Consider the following 16528-nt stretch of genomic DNA (forward strand, 5'->3'; position numbering starts at 1 on the left):
GAGCCGATTGGGCCGCAAGGACGCAGCGGTCAGGTTGGCCAATCGCAACCTGCGCATCGTCTGGGTGCTGTTACAGAATGACCAGACTTATCGTCGCCAGCCCGCCGACGGCCAGCAAGCGACGATGAGCCACTGATCCACCGAGTTCTGCCACCGAGGTACCTACTGACCAACCTGTTGCTGAAAAAACATTGACCCCTGGTAAGACCGGCGTGGATTGATGCCTAAGCTGCTAGTGGCCTTCGAGGCCTGACTGTAATCGGCATGCCACGAGCTCTTCCAATTTTGGCCAGAAGCCGACGACGGCTTCCTCGAGTAGGCCTGATACATAGATGCAACGGGGCGGCAGTTTTTTTAAAAGCGGGTAGACAGTGGGGGCGAGTCCATACATAGCAGCTGGCGAAGCCTGCGTTCGGCTGCGCAGCAGTCGTAAAACCATGCAACGCGGAGAATCAGACAGACCGTGCCTGCAGGATTGACGACTGCTCCGCAGCCGAACGCAGGCTCCGCCAGCTGCTACACGTAACCGCAATCGCTCTAGGTCGCACGCCACGCTGGGAATTCCCCCAAAAAATCAGTATGCTGCGCCCCACATTTGCGCATCGACCCGCCCCACGGCGTCAGATCGCACCGACAAGGCAGATGACTTTCTCGCCAAGTCCCACAGCCGGACGCAAGATCCGGGTGTACGTTTTGAAGGCTGGCGCGGTTTACCAAAAATGAACCAAGCCAGTCCCCGAGAAGCCGGCCACAAGCCGGCTTTTTAATGCCTGAGAGAAAGCTATTCTCAACTTTTGAAGTCCTCTGCACCTTTGCTAGATCAATGGTCACAGCCACTTTCGGGCTTTTTAAATCCGTTGTGCTCGACGCATAAGGGAGGAATAGGAGGGCGAGACCGCTGAGAAAGCTCACCGTAAATGAACTCGAAAACTGTTTGAGTCTGGTATCCCATAGCTCACGCGCCCGCTGAGCAGGCGCTAAAAAGTTGGGGATGATAGCGCCTGAGCAAAGATTGCGTATGCCAGACGGCGGAATTTATTGCGCAGGGATGTTCCGTAGGACAAAGCCTTTGCTATACACAGCGACTTACGTTTTATCAGCGACAGCGACTCCCCCTGCGGGATATCTGAGTGAGCGTTAATTTATACTCGCCCGCCGATCAGTCAAAAACGCGCTATCACAGGGAAGCGTCCATGTCCGTTCCAACTTACGATCAGTTCATCGAGCCAATCTTGCGTTTTCTCGCCACGAAACCCGATGGAGTTCCCGCTCGGGATGCCTATGAAGCTGCAGCAAAAATGTTGCAACTGACTTTAGAGCAGCGTGAAGAACTGATCGCCAGTGGGCAGACGACCTATAAGAACAGAGCGGGCTGGGCGCACGATCGGCTCAAGCGCGCCGGCCTTTCCAGTAGTGCCAAACGCGGGTACTGGAAATTGACTGACGCGGGTGTGGCCTACGCCAAGGAACATCCAGCCCCCATGCCGGCCGGCGCAGTGGAACATTTAGCCATTGGCTATATGAATGTGAAGCTGAAGGTTGCACCTGACGCAGCACCGCTTGATGACGAAACACCTGTTGAACCTGACGTCACCTCCGCAACTGCTAGCCCGGATGATCGGCTCGAGCAAGCCCTCCAGGAATTGCGTGACGCCACAGCAGCCGATCTATTAGATAACTTGTTACAGGTCAGCCCCAACCGCTTCGAAGTGATCGTACTGGATGTGCTTCATCGCCTGGGATACGGCGCTAGCCGCAATGACCTGCAGCGTGTCGGTGGGTCTGGGGATGCCGGCATTGATGGCATCATTTCGCTCGATAAGCTGGGGCTTGAGAAGGTTTATGTCCAAGCCAAGCGTTGGCAGAACACGGTAGGCCGCCCTGAGCTGCAGGCTTTCTACGGCGCACTCGCCGGGCAAAAGGCTAAGCGCGGGGTGTTCATCACAACCTCTGGTTTCACGGCACACGCTGTCGACTTTGCTAAATCGGTGGACGGGATTGTGCTGGTGGATGGCACACGACTGGTGCATCTGATGATGGATCATGAAGTGGGTGTTACATCGCGACTGTTGCGATTGCCGGCGTTGGATCGTGATTATTTTGACGAAGAGTGAGAGATCGGTTTTGGGCAAACCGGCCACTTCCCCCCAACGCTTGTGGCCTAAGGTGATGGCACACTAGAATCACGAAGTACGCCCGACTTGGAAGGTCGCGGTTAACGCGCAGAAGAGATAGGGCTAAAGCGGGTTTAGATAGTTGTGCAGGTCAAGGAGACCGCGATGCCAGACGTCAGAAATATCAAGGAACAAAAGCTTCTATACCACCTCACTTCGGTTGAAAACCTGGATGGCATTTTTCAGGGAGGTCTAAAGCCTCGCGCTGAACTCACTGACTTCAAAGATGTAGCTGACAGTGAAATTCTGAAGAAGCGCAAAGCCCTTGAGCTTGACAGCTATGTGCCCTTTCACTGGTTCGCTGCAAATCCATTTGACGGAAGTGTGCAACGTAACAACCCTGATGTGAAATTCGTCCTGATCTCCGTTTACAGGACTATCGCGAAACAAAACGGTTGGAAAGTCATTCCTCGCCACCCTCTGGCAAATGATTCAATTCAGTTACTCGATTACGACGAGGGTTTCGAAGCCATCGAGTGGGAGGTCATGAACAGCCGGGAGTATCACGACGCACACTGCAAAAGCATCTGCATGGCGGAATGCTTGGCGCCTGGCGTTGTGAAACCAAACGCCTTCTTCAAAATCTTCACTCCTAACGAGGAGGTCGAAGCACTCTGCGTGGCTAAAATGCACGAGGCCGGTGTTAATGTACTCACCGGCGCGAATCAGAGAATGTTTTATCAATGAACTACACCAGTCTGAATCCAGAGAAGGCTCTGATTTGGCGGATCGTCCATCGCGATAACCTTCCGTGGATTCTGGACAATGGGCTGCATTGCGCGAACTCGAAGGTGCTCGCCCCCCAGTACGTGGATATCGGCAATGTCGATTTGATCGACAAGCGCCGATCTCGCCGTGTACCTATCGCACCAGAGGGTTTTTTGGCTGACTACGTACCCTTCTATTTCACACCCTTCTCTGTGATGATGAAAAACATTCGCTCCGGATGGGGCGTTCAGCAACGCAGCAACGACGAGATCGTGATTTTGGTCTCCAGCCTGTACCGCGTCGAACAGCTTGGCCTACCGTTTGTCTTCACAAACGCACATGCCTACCCGGACTGGACAGACTATTACAGCGATCTGGAGAATCTCGGCGAGATCGATTGGTCTATCCTTCAACGACGCGACTTCAAACGTGACCCTGATGACCCTCGAAAGATGGAGCGTTATCAGGCCGAAGCGCTGATTCACCATCACCTACCGATTACAGGACTCCTTGGCATCATGTGCTACACCGATGCAATGAAAGAACGCATAGAGCAGGACGTGGCCGCTAGAGGCCTGACGTTGTCTGTTCATGCGCGTCCGGGATGGTATTTCCAATGATCAGGTTTACCCAAGGCAACCTCCTGGAAGCCAAAACCGAAGCCCTCGTCAACACGGTGAATACCGTAGGTGTGATGGGTAAAGGTATCGCACTGATGTTCAAAGAGCGCTTCGCGGAGAACTACCGTCTGTATTCGGCGGCCTGCAAGGCTGGCGCGGTAGAGACAGGCAAGGTTCACGTAACGACAGTCAATGAGCTCGACGGTCCTCGCTGGATCGTAAACTTCCCTACCAAACGTCATTGGCGATCGCCGTCGCAGATGGCATGGATTACCGAAGGCTTGCACGATCTGCGTCGTTTCCTGATTGAAAACGACGTTAAGTCCGTGGCAGTTCCACCGCTTGGTGCGGGCAACGGTGGTTTGAAATGGCCAGAAGTTCGCGAACAGATTGTTGATGTCCTGAGTGATCTGGATGTCGATGTGTTGGTATTCGAGCCTTCCAACCAGTATCTGAATGTCGCCAAACGTAGTGGCGTGGAAAAGCTTACGCCTGCTCGCGCACTCATTGCGGAACTGGTTCGACGCTATTGGGTTTTGGGTATGGAATGCAGCCTGCTTGAGATTCAGAAACTGGCCTGGTTCCTGGAGCGTGCTATTGAGAAGCTACCGGACACTGAAAACCCACTGAATCTTAAGTTTGTTGCTCATAAATATGGGCCGTATGCCAATCGGTTGGAGCATCTGCTCAATAACCTGGATGGCAGCTATTTGCATTGTGACAAGCGCATCAGTGATGCGGGTATCAGTGATGTGATCTGGTTTGACCAAGAGCGCAAAGCCTTTTTGCAAACATATCTAAAGACAGAGGCCAAGGAGTACTCCCAAGCCTTGGAGCGCACTGCTGAGTTAATCGACGGCTTTGAGTCGCCCTTCGGCATGGAGTTGCTGGCGACGGTCGATTGGTTGCTGAGTCAGGAGAAGGTATCCCCGACAGTTCCTGCCGTACGCGAAGCGTTGAAACATTGGGACGGCGGAGCCGGTGCTGCTGCTCGCAAGAGCAGGCTGTTCGACGATTCGGCGCTTGATATTGCACTCAAACGTCTTACCAGCAGTAGTTTCAAGCCAGAAATGGCTGCCTGTTAACTTCAACAGCCCATTGATTGGTCATCTTTAGAAAATTCGATCGCAGGTGATTGTCCAACAACCCGTTGGACAATCACCTCCCTCACGGATAACTAAACCCCTTAACCAACGTCAACTCCCCCACCGCCCGCATCGGCACCAGGAACGTTTCCATTTTCTCGTTCGGCGTCCCTTCCTCCGTAATCACCGTTACCTGTGCCGTCGTCAGCGGCTGAACCGCCTCCTCCTGCCCCTCATCGTCACTGCGATACCCGCCCCCAAAGTAATTCACATAAACGAGGTATTGGCCTTTGATCGGCGCCGGCATGGCGAAGATTTCCGGGCCGTATCCCGTCGTCACGTCAACATCGAGCGCAGCACCATTAGGAACAACGCGGTCGCCGTACCAGATGTGGGCGCCGTCGGGGGTGATGAGGTGCAAGTCGAGATCGGTGCCGTCACTGTCCCAAGCCAGTAGCACCCGCAACTTCGCCGGAGTGGCCCCGCCGCTGGCGTTCAGGAATTGCGTGCGATGGCGCTGCTGGCCATCTGGGCTTCGGACTTCGACGCTGTTGCTGCCATTCGGAAATGAGAACGGACGATCAAAGCGACCAGCGGGGTCAATCTTCAGCGGCATGCTGACGCCGTTGACGATCAACCGGCCGGGCTCACCAGACTTGGGTGTGGCGTTGATCTGACCGGTGATGCGTGCAGTGTTGGCCTGCCCGATCGGGGTGTTCACTGAGGAGGCCGGGTAGTTAACGATCTGTCGAAAGCTTTCGCCTTCGCCTTCAGGCGCACCGGTGCGCCAGCCGCCTACGGGTGTGTCGAGTTTGGCGGCGCTTTCGGCGGCGAACATCGTCGGCCATACGCAAAATGAGCAGAGGAACAGGAAGACCTGTGGATAACGGAGTTTCATGGCCTATTCCAGCAAGAGGTGGCGGGCGAGCCCTTCGATGTAGGTTTCATCCTGGCCGTTGGGATGTGCTTCGAAGGCCAGGTGCAGGTATTCGTGGGTCAGGTCGAGGCGGTCTTGCAGCGACAACACGCCGCGCACGTAAATGCGCTGGCGTTCGCGGTCGACGTAGGGGCGACCGAAGGCCAGGCGGCAGACGGCGAAGGTGCTGACTTCGTTGTAGCCGACTTCGCTTTCCAACCGAGGACGCCAGCCGCGGCGTTGGTTCAGCAGCCAGTCTTGCGCGGTGGGGAGCGCTTCGCAGGAAGCGACTGGATTGTCCCAGCGGCTGAGGCTGGCACGCGGATAGGCGTGGAGCAGGATGGCGTCGTAGCGTTGGCCAGCGTTGGCTTGTTCGACGGCTTGCTGCCAGGAGAGCTTGTCCGGACCGGGCTGATCGGAGTGGTAGGTGACGGTGCTGCCGGCGAGGACCAGGTCGCTGGTCCAGGCGGCGATGTTGCGTGATTCGGCGGTAGCTGGACGTGGGGCGACGCGTTGCCGGCTGCTGCTGTCGTCGATGCTCAGGCAGTCGCCGTTGCGAGTAGCGTTTTGCAGCAGGTACGTGCGGATCGCGACGGCCAGGGCTTTGGCGGCTTCGGCGGGTTCGGGTCTGGCTTCGCGCTGGAGGACGCGGGCGACATATTCTTCGCGGTCCAGGCGGGCGACCAGCTTGTCTTTGAGCAGAAAGAGTTCGCCGTCGCTGTGGATATCGAGTTGGTTGCCGTTGGTGAATTCGACGCGGTAGTCACCCTGCAAGGGTCCGGACTCAACAACACGATCCCCCGCCAGAACGCGCCCGATGGGATAGCGTGAAAACAGCCCCACCTCGACACACCGTCCCGCCTCCAAAGGCCAATTCACTGGCAACACCGAAGCCAACGCCCCACCGTAGTGACGCAAGACCATTTGACTGGTCCCACGCCCACCGGCCCACACCGGCGAGCCATCCGCCAACCAACCGGCAAAACCGCCCTGACGCGACGAAGGGTCCTGATCCCCCAACCAGCTCCAGGTTTTCACCCGCAACCGGCCACCGAGTTCGCCCACGACATTGCCGTCAGCCGCATTCAACACCACATCCAGCAACACCCGCCGCGCTTGATCCTGCGCCGGCATCGCGGCCAGCATTCGCAGCAACTCATTCACTGAAACTCGCGTCGAAGGCTGCAACGAAGCCAAATCCAGCAACCACTCCGGTGCCTGCCGCGCCTGCCAATACGTGCGCCAGTCAGCGCCAGCAATGCTCAACCGCTGCGGTTCAAAATACAAACCGCATGACTTCACCAAGGCCTGATCGCGCTCAATTTTGCCGCCCGCCGTACAGCAATAAACTTCGTCTTTCGACTGACCGCGACATTCGTAAGCCGGCTCATGGGCGTTGGTATCCACCAGCCAGCCGTACACAAACAACTTCCACACACTGCCCAGCGGAATCTGCAAATCAGCAGGCAACGGCTCGCGCGCGATCACCTGAGTCCGGCTCAACGACAGCAACTCACCTTTAAAAGCCAGCCGTAGCGGCTCCTCCTGCGCTGTCGCCAGCGCAGGGATCAAGCACAGCCACCACCAGAGCAAACGCCGGGTCATGTCAGTTGACCGTGACCTGGCCGAGGGCCGGTTTCTGTTCCTGAGCCTGATGCTGTGGCGCATAGACCTGAGTGAAACGCACCGGCGGCAGGTTGAACTGGCCTTTCTGCGAGAAACGCACCAAATGACGCAGACGCAATTCACCACTCAAGGCATCGACCGGAATCGCATAAGCCATTTGCCCCGGCTCGAAACGCGCTTTCTCCAACGCGGACGGTTCGGTGCCAGCCTTGCCCATGAGCTTGATGCCCCATGTGGTGCGCTCGACATCGGCACCCGGTGGCAGCGGCACTTCGAGCATGCCGTAGCGCAGCGGTTTGGCCGCTTTGCTGGTGATGATCACTTCGTCCAGATACAGGCTGTCGCTGGACAACGGCTTGGTGCCGACCGCTTCCAGTTTGAAGGTGAAGGCTTCGTCGCCCGGCACCAGACGCGACAGGCGACGGGTGATGGTCACGGCCATCGGATCAACCAGCGGTTGTTTGGTCTGGAAGCTCAAAGCTGCTCGCAATGGACGCTCTTGCGCACCGGTCAGCGACAGCACCGCAGGCACTGGCGCAGCACCCTGCCACGTCCAATAAGTCTCACCGGTATCACCGTATTTTTTCTTCCAGCCTTCACCCGGTGCCAGTAAGAGGGTGGGCGAAGCCTGCTCGATGCTGCGTTGCAACCAGGTCAGCGCCAATGCGCGCTCCAGGGTCGATTGCTGTGGCAACAATCGTTGCAACAACGCCTGCGCGTGAGCCTGATCAAAGGCTTGCAGCGACAGGTTCAAGGCTTCGGCAAACGGCTGCGAACTGGCCGCCAATCGTTGTTGCGCGTCTGGCAATTGACGATTGAAGGCGTCCGGCAGAGTCACCTTCGATTGCTTAGCCAACGAGGCAGTCAACGCTCGAGCAGCAGCCAGACCGAGCGCCGAATCCGGATCGCTCATGACGATGCTGTCTTCGCCATCGTCCATCAGGTTCGCCGCATCGCCCTCGCCCGCTTTCGACAGATCATCCATCAAACCGCTGAGCAAGGTATTCACCGGCAATTGCATCTGTTTGGCGAACGACAGGATCAGCGCCCGCTGCAACAGCGGCGTGTTTTTGGCCTGTTTCGAATAGACCTCCAGCACCCGCTGCCAATGCTCCGGCGGTAGGCTCAGTTCCAAGGCTTTGCTGGCGTGCCAGTCGGCGTAATACGCGTAAGCGGTGAGGAACGCATCCGGCTCACCGTCCATGCCCCACCAGGTGAAGCTCGCCGAAGGCCCGGCCATTTGCACCAGGCGCAGACGGCTGTTCTGCATGATCAAGCGCAAGCGATCGCGGATTTGCGGGTTCGACGACAAAGTCGGATACGCGATGCTCAGCGGCAGCAAACGACTGGCCGTTTGTTCGACGCCGCCGTACGGATAACTCAACAGATCGTCGAGTGCCGAGCGGAACAGCGCTTGCGGGCTGTCATCCAGACGCAGGCGAATATCCGTGGCATCTGCCGGCAAGGTCAGCGGCGTATCACCGCTGGCCACGTCCAGGCTTTGGCTCTGGGTCACCTGCCAGCCTTCGCCGGTCGCAGTCAGCCGCACAGCCAAGGCATCAGCCGTTTTGCCGTCCTGCACCAACTCCGCTGTCCACTCGCCACTGGCCAACGCGAACGCTGGAAGCGCGATGTAGTTGATGCCGTTATTCAGCGTCACGGGGACGCGTTGTTCGGCGCCTGCGTAATGAATCACCAGCTCAGCCTTGGCCGGTTTTTCCGCTTGGCTGAAAGCAAACACACCCAGATCAGGTTTGTCGCCTGTGCGGAATTTGGTTGGGCCACTCCACTTCAGGTACAGCGGTTTTTCCGAGCGTACGAATTGCTTCTTCTGCCCGACCTGACCGTCATCGGCGATGGCCCGGGCGGTGATGCGCCAGCGGGTCAGCGAGTCCGGCATCTTGAAGGTGAAACGGGTTTTGCCGTTGGCGTCGGTGATCAATTCCGGCTGCCACGCGGCAGTGTCGACGTCTTCACGACGCGGCCGCTCCAGCACTTTCACGCCCCGCTCGCTACGGTTGGCTTTGCCCGGCGCGCCAGGGCTGCCCGGCAATGCCACGTCGTAGCTGATGAACGACAGACTGGCGCTGGTGCGCACGTTGTTGCGGCGCGGGTGGTAGAAAAACTGGTCGATGGTCGGCGCAACTTCCGGTTGCAACGCGTAGACCATTTCGTCCACCACGCTGACCGTCAGGTGCGCTGGAACAGGCTTGCCAGCGAACTGCGTGGTCAAGTCCACCGACACGGTATCGCCCGGCTGATACGACTCTTTGTCCGTGGCAATCGCCACGTCGATTTGCGGCGCGATCACCTTGATGCCGGCGTTCTGGAAGCTGTACTGACCGCCCTTGGTGTAAAGCACCGAGAACGTCAGGTTCGGCGCAAAATTGTCCTTCACCGGGATCCGCGCGCGGTATTGGGTCTCGCTGAGTTTTTCCATCTTCAGCCAGTCGCCGCCCTTGGACAGCAGCGCTGTGGCCTCGACCTTGTCACGCTCCAGCGACAGCAGTGCATCGGTGATCGGTTCAGGGAACGTGATCAATGCGAGGGCTTCGTCGCCAGCCTTGTACTCGGGTTTATCGAGGACGATTTCCACGGTGCCCGGCACGGCTTTGACGCCGTCTCCAGTGACCGAATGCCCGGTGGCACCCACCACGCGGCCATGGTCATCCTTCAACGTCAGGTTATAAGTACCCGGACGATCGAAGGCCAAGGTGAAGCCTTTATCTTTCGCGGCCAGTTTGCCTTCGCCGGTGCTCTGGTCTTCCAGACGCACCCAACTGTAGCTACCTGGCGTGACGGCTTTACTTTGCTCGCTGCCGCCTTCATTCAAGTAACTGAACGCAACCTTGTCACCCACCGCACTGAATCGCTGCGGCGCACGCAGGCTGAAACTCGCCGCGCCGCGGTCGATGAGGATTTCCTTGGTGGTCTTGACCCGATACGCCGCACCATCGCTGGCGAACACGGTGAGCATGTAGCGACTCGGCTTCTCGGCAGCCGGCAGATCCAGCGTCGCGTTGCCCTTGGAATCGGTGGTCAGTTCGGTGCTGGTCAATTCCACCGGGAATTGCCCGAGGTATTGCAGTTCGTTGTCGACCATCGACAGTTGTTGGGCGCGCAGGCTCAGGCTCAACTTGGCGTTGGCCACCGGTTTGCCGTCCGGGTAAAGCAGCACCAGGCTGCCCTTCACCGGTTCGCCGGTGCGGTAGTCCTGCTTGGCCAGGTTCAGGGAAATTTCGAAGTGCGGCTTGATGTATTCGGCGACACGGAAGGCGCTGCTGTAGGCCTGATCCTTGTAGCTGAAACGCAGCTCATAACCGCCCGCCACCGCGTTGTCCGGCAACTGGAACCGACCTTGAGTGCCCGCCTTGGAATCGAGTTTCAGCGCCAACGATTGCAGCGCCGTACCGGTGGCATCGAGCACGGTCACGTTGACGTCAGCTGCCGTCGGCAGCACAGAGTCGCGGGCGTTCTTGAACTCACGACCGACGATCTTCAGCGACACCCAATCCCCCGGCCGATACAATGGCCGGTCGGTGAAGGCGTAGAGTTTGGTGTCGTAGATTTCGCTGTCGTAATAGAAGTTTTCGGAGACAAACACCCCGCCCTCTTCGTCCTCGCCAATCACGAACGAACGCTCGGGGCTGACGTGTTTCAGACGCAGCAAACCATCGGCATCGGTGGCGCCACTGCTCATCACGCCGAGGCCATCGGTCCACAGCACATTCACCTTCGGCACCGAACTGCCTTGGTGTTTGCGCGCGGCCCACACCAGCAATTCATCACCGGCAATCTTGCTCACGGCCACGGTGTTGGACACGAAGACCATGGTGGTCGCACGGTACTTGCCGATCAGCGCTTCCACCAGGTACAGGCCCGGCTTCAGGTTACCCAAAGGAATGTAAACGTTGCCCGGCGAGACACTGACGAACTCGCTGGAAGAACCGGCCAGGTTCACGCCTTCAGGCGGCTGGATCGGTTTGGCTTGCCACAGCGGATAACGGAATTGACTGACCACCGGCAAGCCCGGAATCAGCGCGAATTGCGGCTGAGCGTCGTAAGGCGTTGGCGCAGCCATCGCGGCGCCCATCTTCAGTTCCGGCACTTCCTCGGTGACTTGCTTGCGCGATTCGTAGGAGAACGCTCGCTGCATCACGCGACGGGATTTGCGGTACCAGTTGTCCCACAGGTACGCGAGGGTGTTCGACAGGCCTTCGCCCTTGAACTGGCCGTCGCTGACCACGCGGTGCAGGTTCTTCTGGCGCTTGAGGAAATCCAGCGGTTTGTCGATGCGGTACACGCGAATGTCGGCGCCGCCGTAAGGCTCCATGCGGTACCGACGATAATCGCGGCCCGGCGCTTCGAGGCGAACCATCGCCTGTTCGTCGCTGGCAAAACTGCTGTCGGCCAGCAGGAAAAAGCTTTCACCGGCCACCGGCGTGTAGCCGCTTGGCTCGACGGTGTCTTCGGCGTTGACCGCCGAAAAAGGCAACACCAAGACCAACAGCAGAGGCAGAAAACGCAGCATGCAGGCACCGATCATTGGGAGAGAAAGTTCAGTCGATAGACGCCGATGAAGTTGGGGTTGGCTGCGTCGGGTATCCATCGGGTGTCCTTCCATGTCATGAGTTGCTGCAGGCTTGCGGAGCGCATGCCGTTGTCAGTCGGGGTGGTGGTGCCGGTGTGATAGGCGATGTAGCGGCCCATCCAGATCATCAGGTGCTGGTCGTCACCCTGATCGAAAAACATCAGGTCGCCGGGCCGGGCTTGCGCCAGATCGCGGCCGACCAAATGACTGTTGAACTGAATCAGTTTGATCGCGTTGACGTACGGCCCGACCTTGCCGCCGCCCTGCTGCCATTGCTGGGCGAGGCCGCGCTGGGCCTCGCTCAGTTGCAGCTCTGGCGGCAGGTAGCGGTTGGACAGGCCATTGCTGCGCAGCCATTTATCGTCATGAACTTTCAGCGCTTCGTTGGCGGCGAAACGTACCAGTCCCGCGCAGTCCTGCTGATACCAGCGCGGGCTGGGACCTTGGGTCAGTTGTTCCTGGGCGATGCGCACGAACCAGGCACGGAACACCTGGGATTGCTGCACGTCCAGCGGCGGCGCCTCAGTGGCAAATGCCCGGGTGCCCAGCAGCAATGCCAGCAGTCCGAGGCCTCGGATGAGTGCTGTCACAGGGCTTTCCATTCCAGCGGCAGCCATTGCCAGTGGCCGTCGGGTTCGCTGCCTTCCGGCAATGTCAGCGCATATTTGCCGTAGCCGCCGAGCTTGCGCAGTTTCGGGATCAGGTAGGTTTGCGCGGCGTTGTAGAACACTGGCTCCATGTCCTGCGGCAGGCTGTCGAGGGTTTCCTGTTGCATCAGTTGCGCCATCGAATCCGGGCCGAAGTAGACCGGCATCAGCAGGTCTTTTGGTACCACGTCGGCCATCGGCGGGAAGCGTTTGTCGAGAGTATCGAGGGCCTTGTCCACGAGCTTGTCGTCGAGGGAGAACAGCAGCGTCGAACCGTGGCGTGCCAGGCTGACTTTCATGAACGCCTTGCCGGTGATCGCGTCCGGTTGCTCGGCGTCCTTGGCCTTGTAAGGACCGAAGTTGGAGCTGACCTGGCGCTGCCATTGGTGGGTTGGGCCTTCCTGTTTCTCGACCACCGGGAACGCGTGCTCTTCGATGTTGCCTTCGTAGGCACCGACCATCGAGCCGAACAGGTTGCCCAGATCGCCGTCGAGTTTGGCGCTGTCATCATCGTTCAGGCTGGCCACCAGCAACGGCGTGTACAACCGCGAATCGGCGTACCAGCACAGGCCGGCGGCACCGGCCATGTGTTCGGTCAGGGCCTGGGCAACAGACTCTTCGGCGCCGAGTTTTACCAGCAATGGTTTTTGCTGCTCGGCGGCGAGCGGTAAGGCGACACAGGCACTGGCGCCCATCGGCATGGCTTGCCAGATCGGCTTAAAATCGAAGTCCGGCTGGTCGTCCAGTTCGTCCATGGCCAGGAAGCTGTGCCAGCCCTTGTCGTCCATGTCGAAGCGCAGGCCGGCGAAGTTCGGGATGAAGCGCTGGTATCCCATGGCCAGGACGCTGGAATTCACCGAGAGACGTTGCTTCACCTCTGGCGCGCGGGGTGGCAGGCCGAAGGCTTCGGGGAACAGTTTGTCGCCATTGAGCAACGCGGCGATGGCCTTGGTCGAAACGCTGCCGGGCTCTTCCGATGAGCCGCTTTGCGCATCGTAGAGTTTGGTCGGGTTGGACAGCACCACCAGTTTGTCGCCGTGGGAGGCGAACACCAGGGCTTTGCTGGCGTTGTAGTTGAGTTGATAGAGCGCCACATCGTCAGCGCCGACTTTCACGTCACCGAGCTTGGTCAGCTGCGAATCATCCAGCGCGACTTTGGCCAAAGGCTCCAGCACCTTGGCCAGCCCACCGCGATCCATCACCAACAAAAAGTCTTTCAGGCGACCATCCGCCCCACGCCACAGCGCCACATCCGCCGGTTGATCGAAGAGCTGTTCGATCAGGCTGTCCTGCAACTTCAGGTCATGTTCGTAAATGATCCGCCGCAGACTGCCGATCAAGCCGAGGCGATCGGCATGCGCTTCGTAATAGAAGACGAAATCTTCGGTCAGGGTTTCCTTGAGGAACGGCACCGCCAGCAAATCCTTGGGCAACTGGCTCAAGGAGTGGGTTTCGAGCAGACCGTCCGGCCGGCTCATGCCCAGTTTGTCGCTGGCCAACTCCGCCGGTGGCGCCTTGGGTTTGTGCATGAACCAGCCCAACCCGGCCGCGACGCCGGCCACCAGGGCCAGCCCGACCAGCAGTGCCGGCCAGCGGCGAGGAGTTTTGGCTGCTGGCGTTTCGGCGGCCGGAGAAACAGTGTTATCGCTCATGTTCACAAAACCCGATGTCATCCGTGGAGCGGGATGCTTAATAGTTGAAAGTCTTGACCAGCAGCAGGTCACCGATGGCCCGCAGGGGCACGATGAAGGTCTCGCGTTTTTCGTCGACGGTGTTTTCGTTGAGCACCAGGTTGATCTGCGAGGTGATCACCTCGTTCTGGTTGCTGGTCTCATCGAAGTTATAGCCGCCACTGCCGAAGTTGCCCCAATAGTTCACGTAAACCAGATAGGTGCCATGCATCGGCGCGGTCATGGTGAACATTTCCGGACCGGGACCATCGACGCCGTCCGGGTCCAGACCGCCGCCGTTGCTCATCGCCGGGCGAGCCCAGAACGCGTGTTGGCCGTCGGGAGTAATGATGTGCAGGTCGAGTTCGGCTTTCGGGTCGTCCCAACCCAGCACCACGCGAATCCGCGCCGGGGTGCGCAGGTTGTTGGCTTCATAGAATTGAACGCGCTTGAGCGATTGGCCTTCAGAGCTGCGCACTTCAACGCTGTTGGAACCGGCGCCGAACGCATACGGCCGGGCGAAACGCCCCTGGTCGTCGGTGTACAGATTCAGCGGATTGCCGTTGACGGCCAGGGTGTGCGGCCCTCGCTGAGTGCCGATGGCCTTGAGTTGGCCCTGGATCATGGTGCGATTGCGCTGCACACCGCGATCAATGGGTGGCGTGGGATAGGCGACTTGAGGATGTTCACTGCGGTCCAGCAGGCCGGAATAACGCCAGCCACCCACCGGTTCCGACACCTCGGCCGAAGGCTCGGCCAACGCCGCGGTCGCGCAGACGAGCCCCATCAGCAATAGAAGAAATGAACGCATGTGACGCCTCCTGCCATGCATAACGAAACCTTGCGCCCGATCCTCGGCGCGTTACAGATCCAAAAACTGCGTTTCGTCAGAAAGACCCATGACTTTCGGGTCGTAGAAGCCGCGAAGATTAGCCATTCGGCGGTTTTTTAACAATCGGATACATCTATATTTGCGGTGGGATTCACGCTGGCAGGTGGACGGTGAGCCGAATAGGCGTCATATTCGGCTCACCATATGAGCCGAATAACGTTTCTATTCGGCTCACCCACTCCAAGAGCACCGAGTTCATGGCACCTCACTGGATCTGGCAGCAGCCCGACTGGCCCAATTTCAACTGGCAAGCAGAGCGGTTGGGACCGTTTTTGCGCGAGTGTGTCCAAGCACAAGGGCGATTGATGGGCATGGCGAGCTCAGTGGGCAGTTCGCTGAGCGCTCAGAGCGAACTGGATGCGCTGTTGCAGAACATCGTGACCTCATCCGCCATTGAGGGTGAGCAGCTGAATGTAGGTTCGGTTCGCTCGTCATTGGCGCGGCGGTTGGGGCTGGAGCTGGTCGATGGCAACAATGTCAGCCAGCGCAGTGAAGGGCTGGCGCAATTGATGCTCGACGCCACTCAGCATTTCGCTGAACCGCTGACGTTGGAGCGATTACTCGATTGGCACGAATGGCTGTTTCCCGAGCAAGAGACCGATCTCGCTGCCCGACCGATCCGTGTCGGCGCATTACGTGGCGATGATCCGATGCAAGTGGTGTCTGGTCGACTCGACAGACCAACCGTTCACTTCGAAGCCCCGCCTCGTCAGGGCCTTGAGCGACAGCTCGACACCTTCCTCACCTGGTTTACCGCCAGCCGAAATCAGGCGGGACTCGATCCATTGCTGCGGGCCGGCATCGCGCACTTCTGGTTTGTCACTCTGCACCCTTTCGACGATGGCAACGGGCGCCTGACGCGCACGATCACCGACCTGGCATTGGCCCAGGGTGAAGATCAAGCCATCCGTTTCTATGCCATGTCGGCGAGTATTCTCGAAGACCGGTCCGGCTATTATCGAGTGCTCGAAACCTGCCAGAAAGCCACTCTGGATATCACCGAGTGGCTGGAATGGTTTCTGCAAACCCTGCTGCGCAGCTTGCAACAGGCCATGGCCCGGATCGAAAGCGTGCTGGGCAAGGCGCGCTTCTGGCAGGCGCACAGGATGTCATCGCTGTCGGCTGACCAGATCAAGGTCCTCAATCGCTTGCTTGATGGCGGGGAGCGCGGCTTTGTGGATGGCATTAGCGCAGCGCAGTATCAGGCTGTGGCGAAGGTATCCAAAGCTACCGCCACCCGTCATTTGGCCGAGTTGTTGGAGAAAGGATGCCTCATACGTCTGCCCGGTGGCGGGCGCAGTACTCGATACCAGATCAACTACTCCGATGTCTCACCACTTTAATTGAACCAAACCGCGATCTGTAGCAGCTGGCGAAGCCTGCGTTCGACTGCGCAGCGGTCGTAAAACCAGAACTCGCGGTACATCAGGCATACCGTGCACGCAGTATTGACGACTGCTGCGCAGCCGGACGCAGGCTTCGCCAGCTGCTACATAGCGTGTGTCGTTGCTGAAAACAGTGGCCGAAACGCGGCCCTCATTTGCCCATAACCCCCATGTCTGCTAGTGTCGCGCCGGTTTAACGTCAACCGGAAATAGC

General features: G+C 58.7%; 11 protein-coding genes and 1 pseudogene. 6 read left to right on the forward strand and 6 right to left on the reverse strand.

What is annotated here, in order from left to right:
• The 5 genes and pseudogenes from CKW16_RS32710 to CKW16_RS24395 form a co-directional block, all read left to right on the forward strand.
• Nucleotides 1-136: pseudogene (locus tag CKW16_RS32710) on the forward strand (IS110 family transposase); the annotation flags it as partial.
• A gap of 1057 nt (nt 137-1193) precedes the next feature.
• A complete protein-coding gene (locus tag CKW16_RS24380; protein ID WP_095131384.1) occupies nt 1194-2114 on the forward strand; it encodes a restriction endonuclease in 921 nt (306 codons plus the stop codon).
• 165 nt (nt 2115-2279) lie between these two features.
• Nucleotides 2280-2861, forward strand: coding sequence for a DarT ssDNA thymidine ADP-ribosyltransferase family protein (locus tag CKW16_RS24385; RefSeq protein ID WP_095131386.1), 582 nt, complete (start codon nt 2280-2282; stop codon nt 2859-2861).
• Nucleotides 2858-3502, forward strand: a complete 645-nt coding sequence (locus CKW16_RS24390) for a DUF4433 domain-containing protein (protein ID WP_095131388.1) — start codon at nt 2858-2860, stop codon at nt 3500-3502. The genes CKW16_RS24385 and CKW16_RS24390 overlap by 4 nt, the downstream gene beginning before the upstream one ends.
• Nucleotides 3499-4587: a macro domain-containing protein gene (locus CKW16_RS24395; RefSeq protein WP_095131390.1), complete on the forward strand. Its 1089-nt coding sequence runs from the start codon at nt 3499-3501 to the stop codon at nt 4585-4587. Before CKW16_RS24390 ends, CKW16_RS24395 begins: the two co-directional genes overlap by 4 nt.
• Nucleotides 4588-4669: 82 nt before the next feature.
• Here CKW16_RS24395 and CKW16_RS24400 read toward each other — a convergent pair whose 3' ends face one another.
• From CKW16_RS24400 to CKW16_RS24425, 6 genes are read right to left on the reverse strand one after another with little or no spacing between them, the layout of a single operon-like run.
• Nucleotides 4670-5485: a YfaP family protein gene (locus CKW16_RS24400; RefSeq protein WP_095131392.1), complete on the reverse strand. Its 816-nt coding sequence runs from the start codon at nt 5483-5485 to the stop codon at nt 4670-4672.
• Nucleotides 5486-5488: 3 nt separating this feature from the next.
• Nucleotides 5489-7108 carry a DUF2300 domain-containing protein gene (locus CKW16_RS24405; RefSeq protein WP_095131394.1) on the reverse strand — a complete coding sequence of 540 codons (1620 nt, stop codon included), beginning with the start codon at nt 7106-7108 and terminating at the stop codon, nt 5489-5491.
• Between the two features lies 1 nt (nt 7109).
• Entirely contained in the window at nt 7110-11675 is a 4566-nt protein-coding gene (locus tag CKW16_RS24410; protein WP_095131396.1) for an alpha-2-macroglobulin, read from the reverse strand.
• Nucleotides 11672-12322, reverse strand: coding sequence for a DUF1175 domain-containing protein (locus tag CKW16_RS24415; RefSeq protein ID WP_095131398.1), 651 nt, complete (start codon nt 12320-12322; stop codon nt 11672-11674). The genes CKW16_RS24410 and CKW16_RS24415 overlap by 4 nt, the downstream gene beginning before the upstream one ends.
• Entirely contained in the window at nt 12307-14019 is a 1713-nt protein-coding gene (locus CKW16_RS24420) for a DUF2138 domain-containing protein (protein ID WP_095131400.1), read from the reverse strand. Before CKW16_RS24420 ends, CKW16_RS24415 begins: the two co-directional genes overlap by 16 nt.
• Before the next feature lie 37 nt (nt 14020-14056).
• Nucleotides 14057-14848, reverse strand: a complete 792-nt coding sequence (locus tag CKW16_RS24425; protein WP_095131402.1) for a YfaP family protein — start codon at nt 14846-14848, stop codon at nt 14057-14059.
• A gap of 278 nt (nt 14849-15126) precedes the next feature.
• Here CKW16_RS24425 and CKW16_RS24430 point away from each other — a divergent pair, with 278 nt between their 5' ends.
• Entirely contained in the window at nt 15127-16272 is a 1146-nt protein-coding gene (locus CKW16_RS24430; protein ID WP_095131403.1) for a Fic family protein, read from the forward strand.
• Nucleotides 16273-16528 lie beyond the last annotated feature (256 nt).

Origin of the sequence: Pseudomonas sp. Irchel s3h14, from assembly GCF_900187425.1 — a bacterium.
GTDB lineage: Bacteria > Pseudomonadota > Gammaproteobacteria > Pseudomonadales > Pseudomonadaceae > Aquipseudomonas.

Excerpts from the sequence above, each read along its gene's own strand:
- CKW16_RS24405 (WP_095131394.1), bottom strand. The coding sequence starts at position 7,108 with ATGACCCGGCGTTTGCTCTGGTGGTGGCTGTGCTTGATCCCTGCGCTG.
- CKW16_RS24430 (WP_095131403.1), top strand. The coding sequence starts at position 15,127 with ATGGCACCTCACTGGATCTGGCAGCAGCCCGACTGGCCCAATTTCAAC.
- CKW16_RS24410 (WP_095131396.1), bottom strand. The coding sequence starts at position 11,675 with ATGATCGGTGCCTGCATGCTGCGTTTTCTGCCTCTGCTGTTGGTCTTG.
- CKW16_RS24415 (WP_095131398.1), bottom strand. The coding sequence starts at position 12,322 with ATGGAAAGCCCTGTGACAGCACTCATCCGAGGCCTCGGACTGCTGGCA.
- CKW16_RS24420 (WP_095131400.1), bottom strand. The coding sequence starts at position 14,019 with ATGAGCGATAACACTGTTTCTCCGGCCGCCGAAACGCCAGCAGCCAAA.
- CKW16_RS24380 (WP_095131384.1), top strand. The coding sequence starts at position 1,194 with ATGTCCGTTCCAACTTACGATCAGTTCATCGAGCCAATCTTGCGTTTT.
- CKW16_RS24385 (WP_095131386.1), top strand. The coding sequence starts at position 2,280 with ATGCCAGACGTCAGAAATATCAAGGAACAAAAGCTTCTATACCACCTC.
- CKW16_RS24425 (WP_095131402.1), bottom strand. The coding sequence starts at position 14,848 with ATGCGTTCATTTCTTCTATTGCTGATGGGGCTCGTCTGCGCGACCGCG.
- CKW16_RS24395 (WP_095131390.1), top strand. The coding sequence starts at position 3,499 with ATGATCAGGTTTACCCAAGGCAACCTCCTGGAAGCCAAAACCGAAGCC.
- CKW16_RS24390 (WP_095131388.1), top strand. The coding sequence starts at position 2,858 with ATGAACTACACCAGTCTGAATCCAGAGAAGGCTCTGATTTGGCGGATC.
- CKW16_RS24400 (WP_095131392.1), bottom strand. The coding sequence starts at position 5,485 with ATGAAACTCCGTTATCCACAGGTCTTCCTGTTCCTCTGCTCATTTTGC.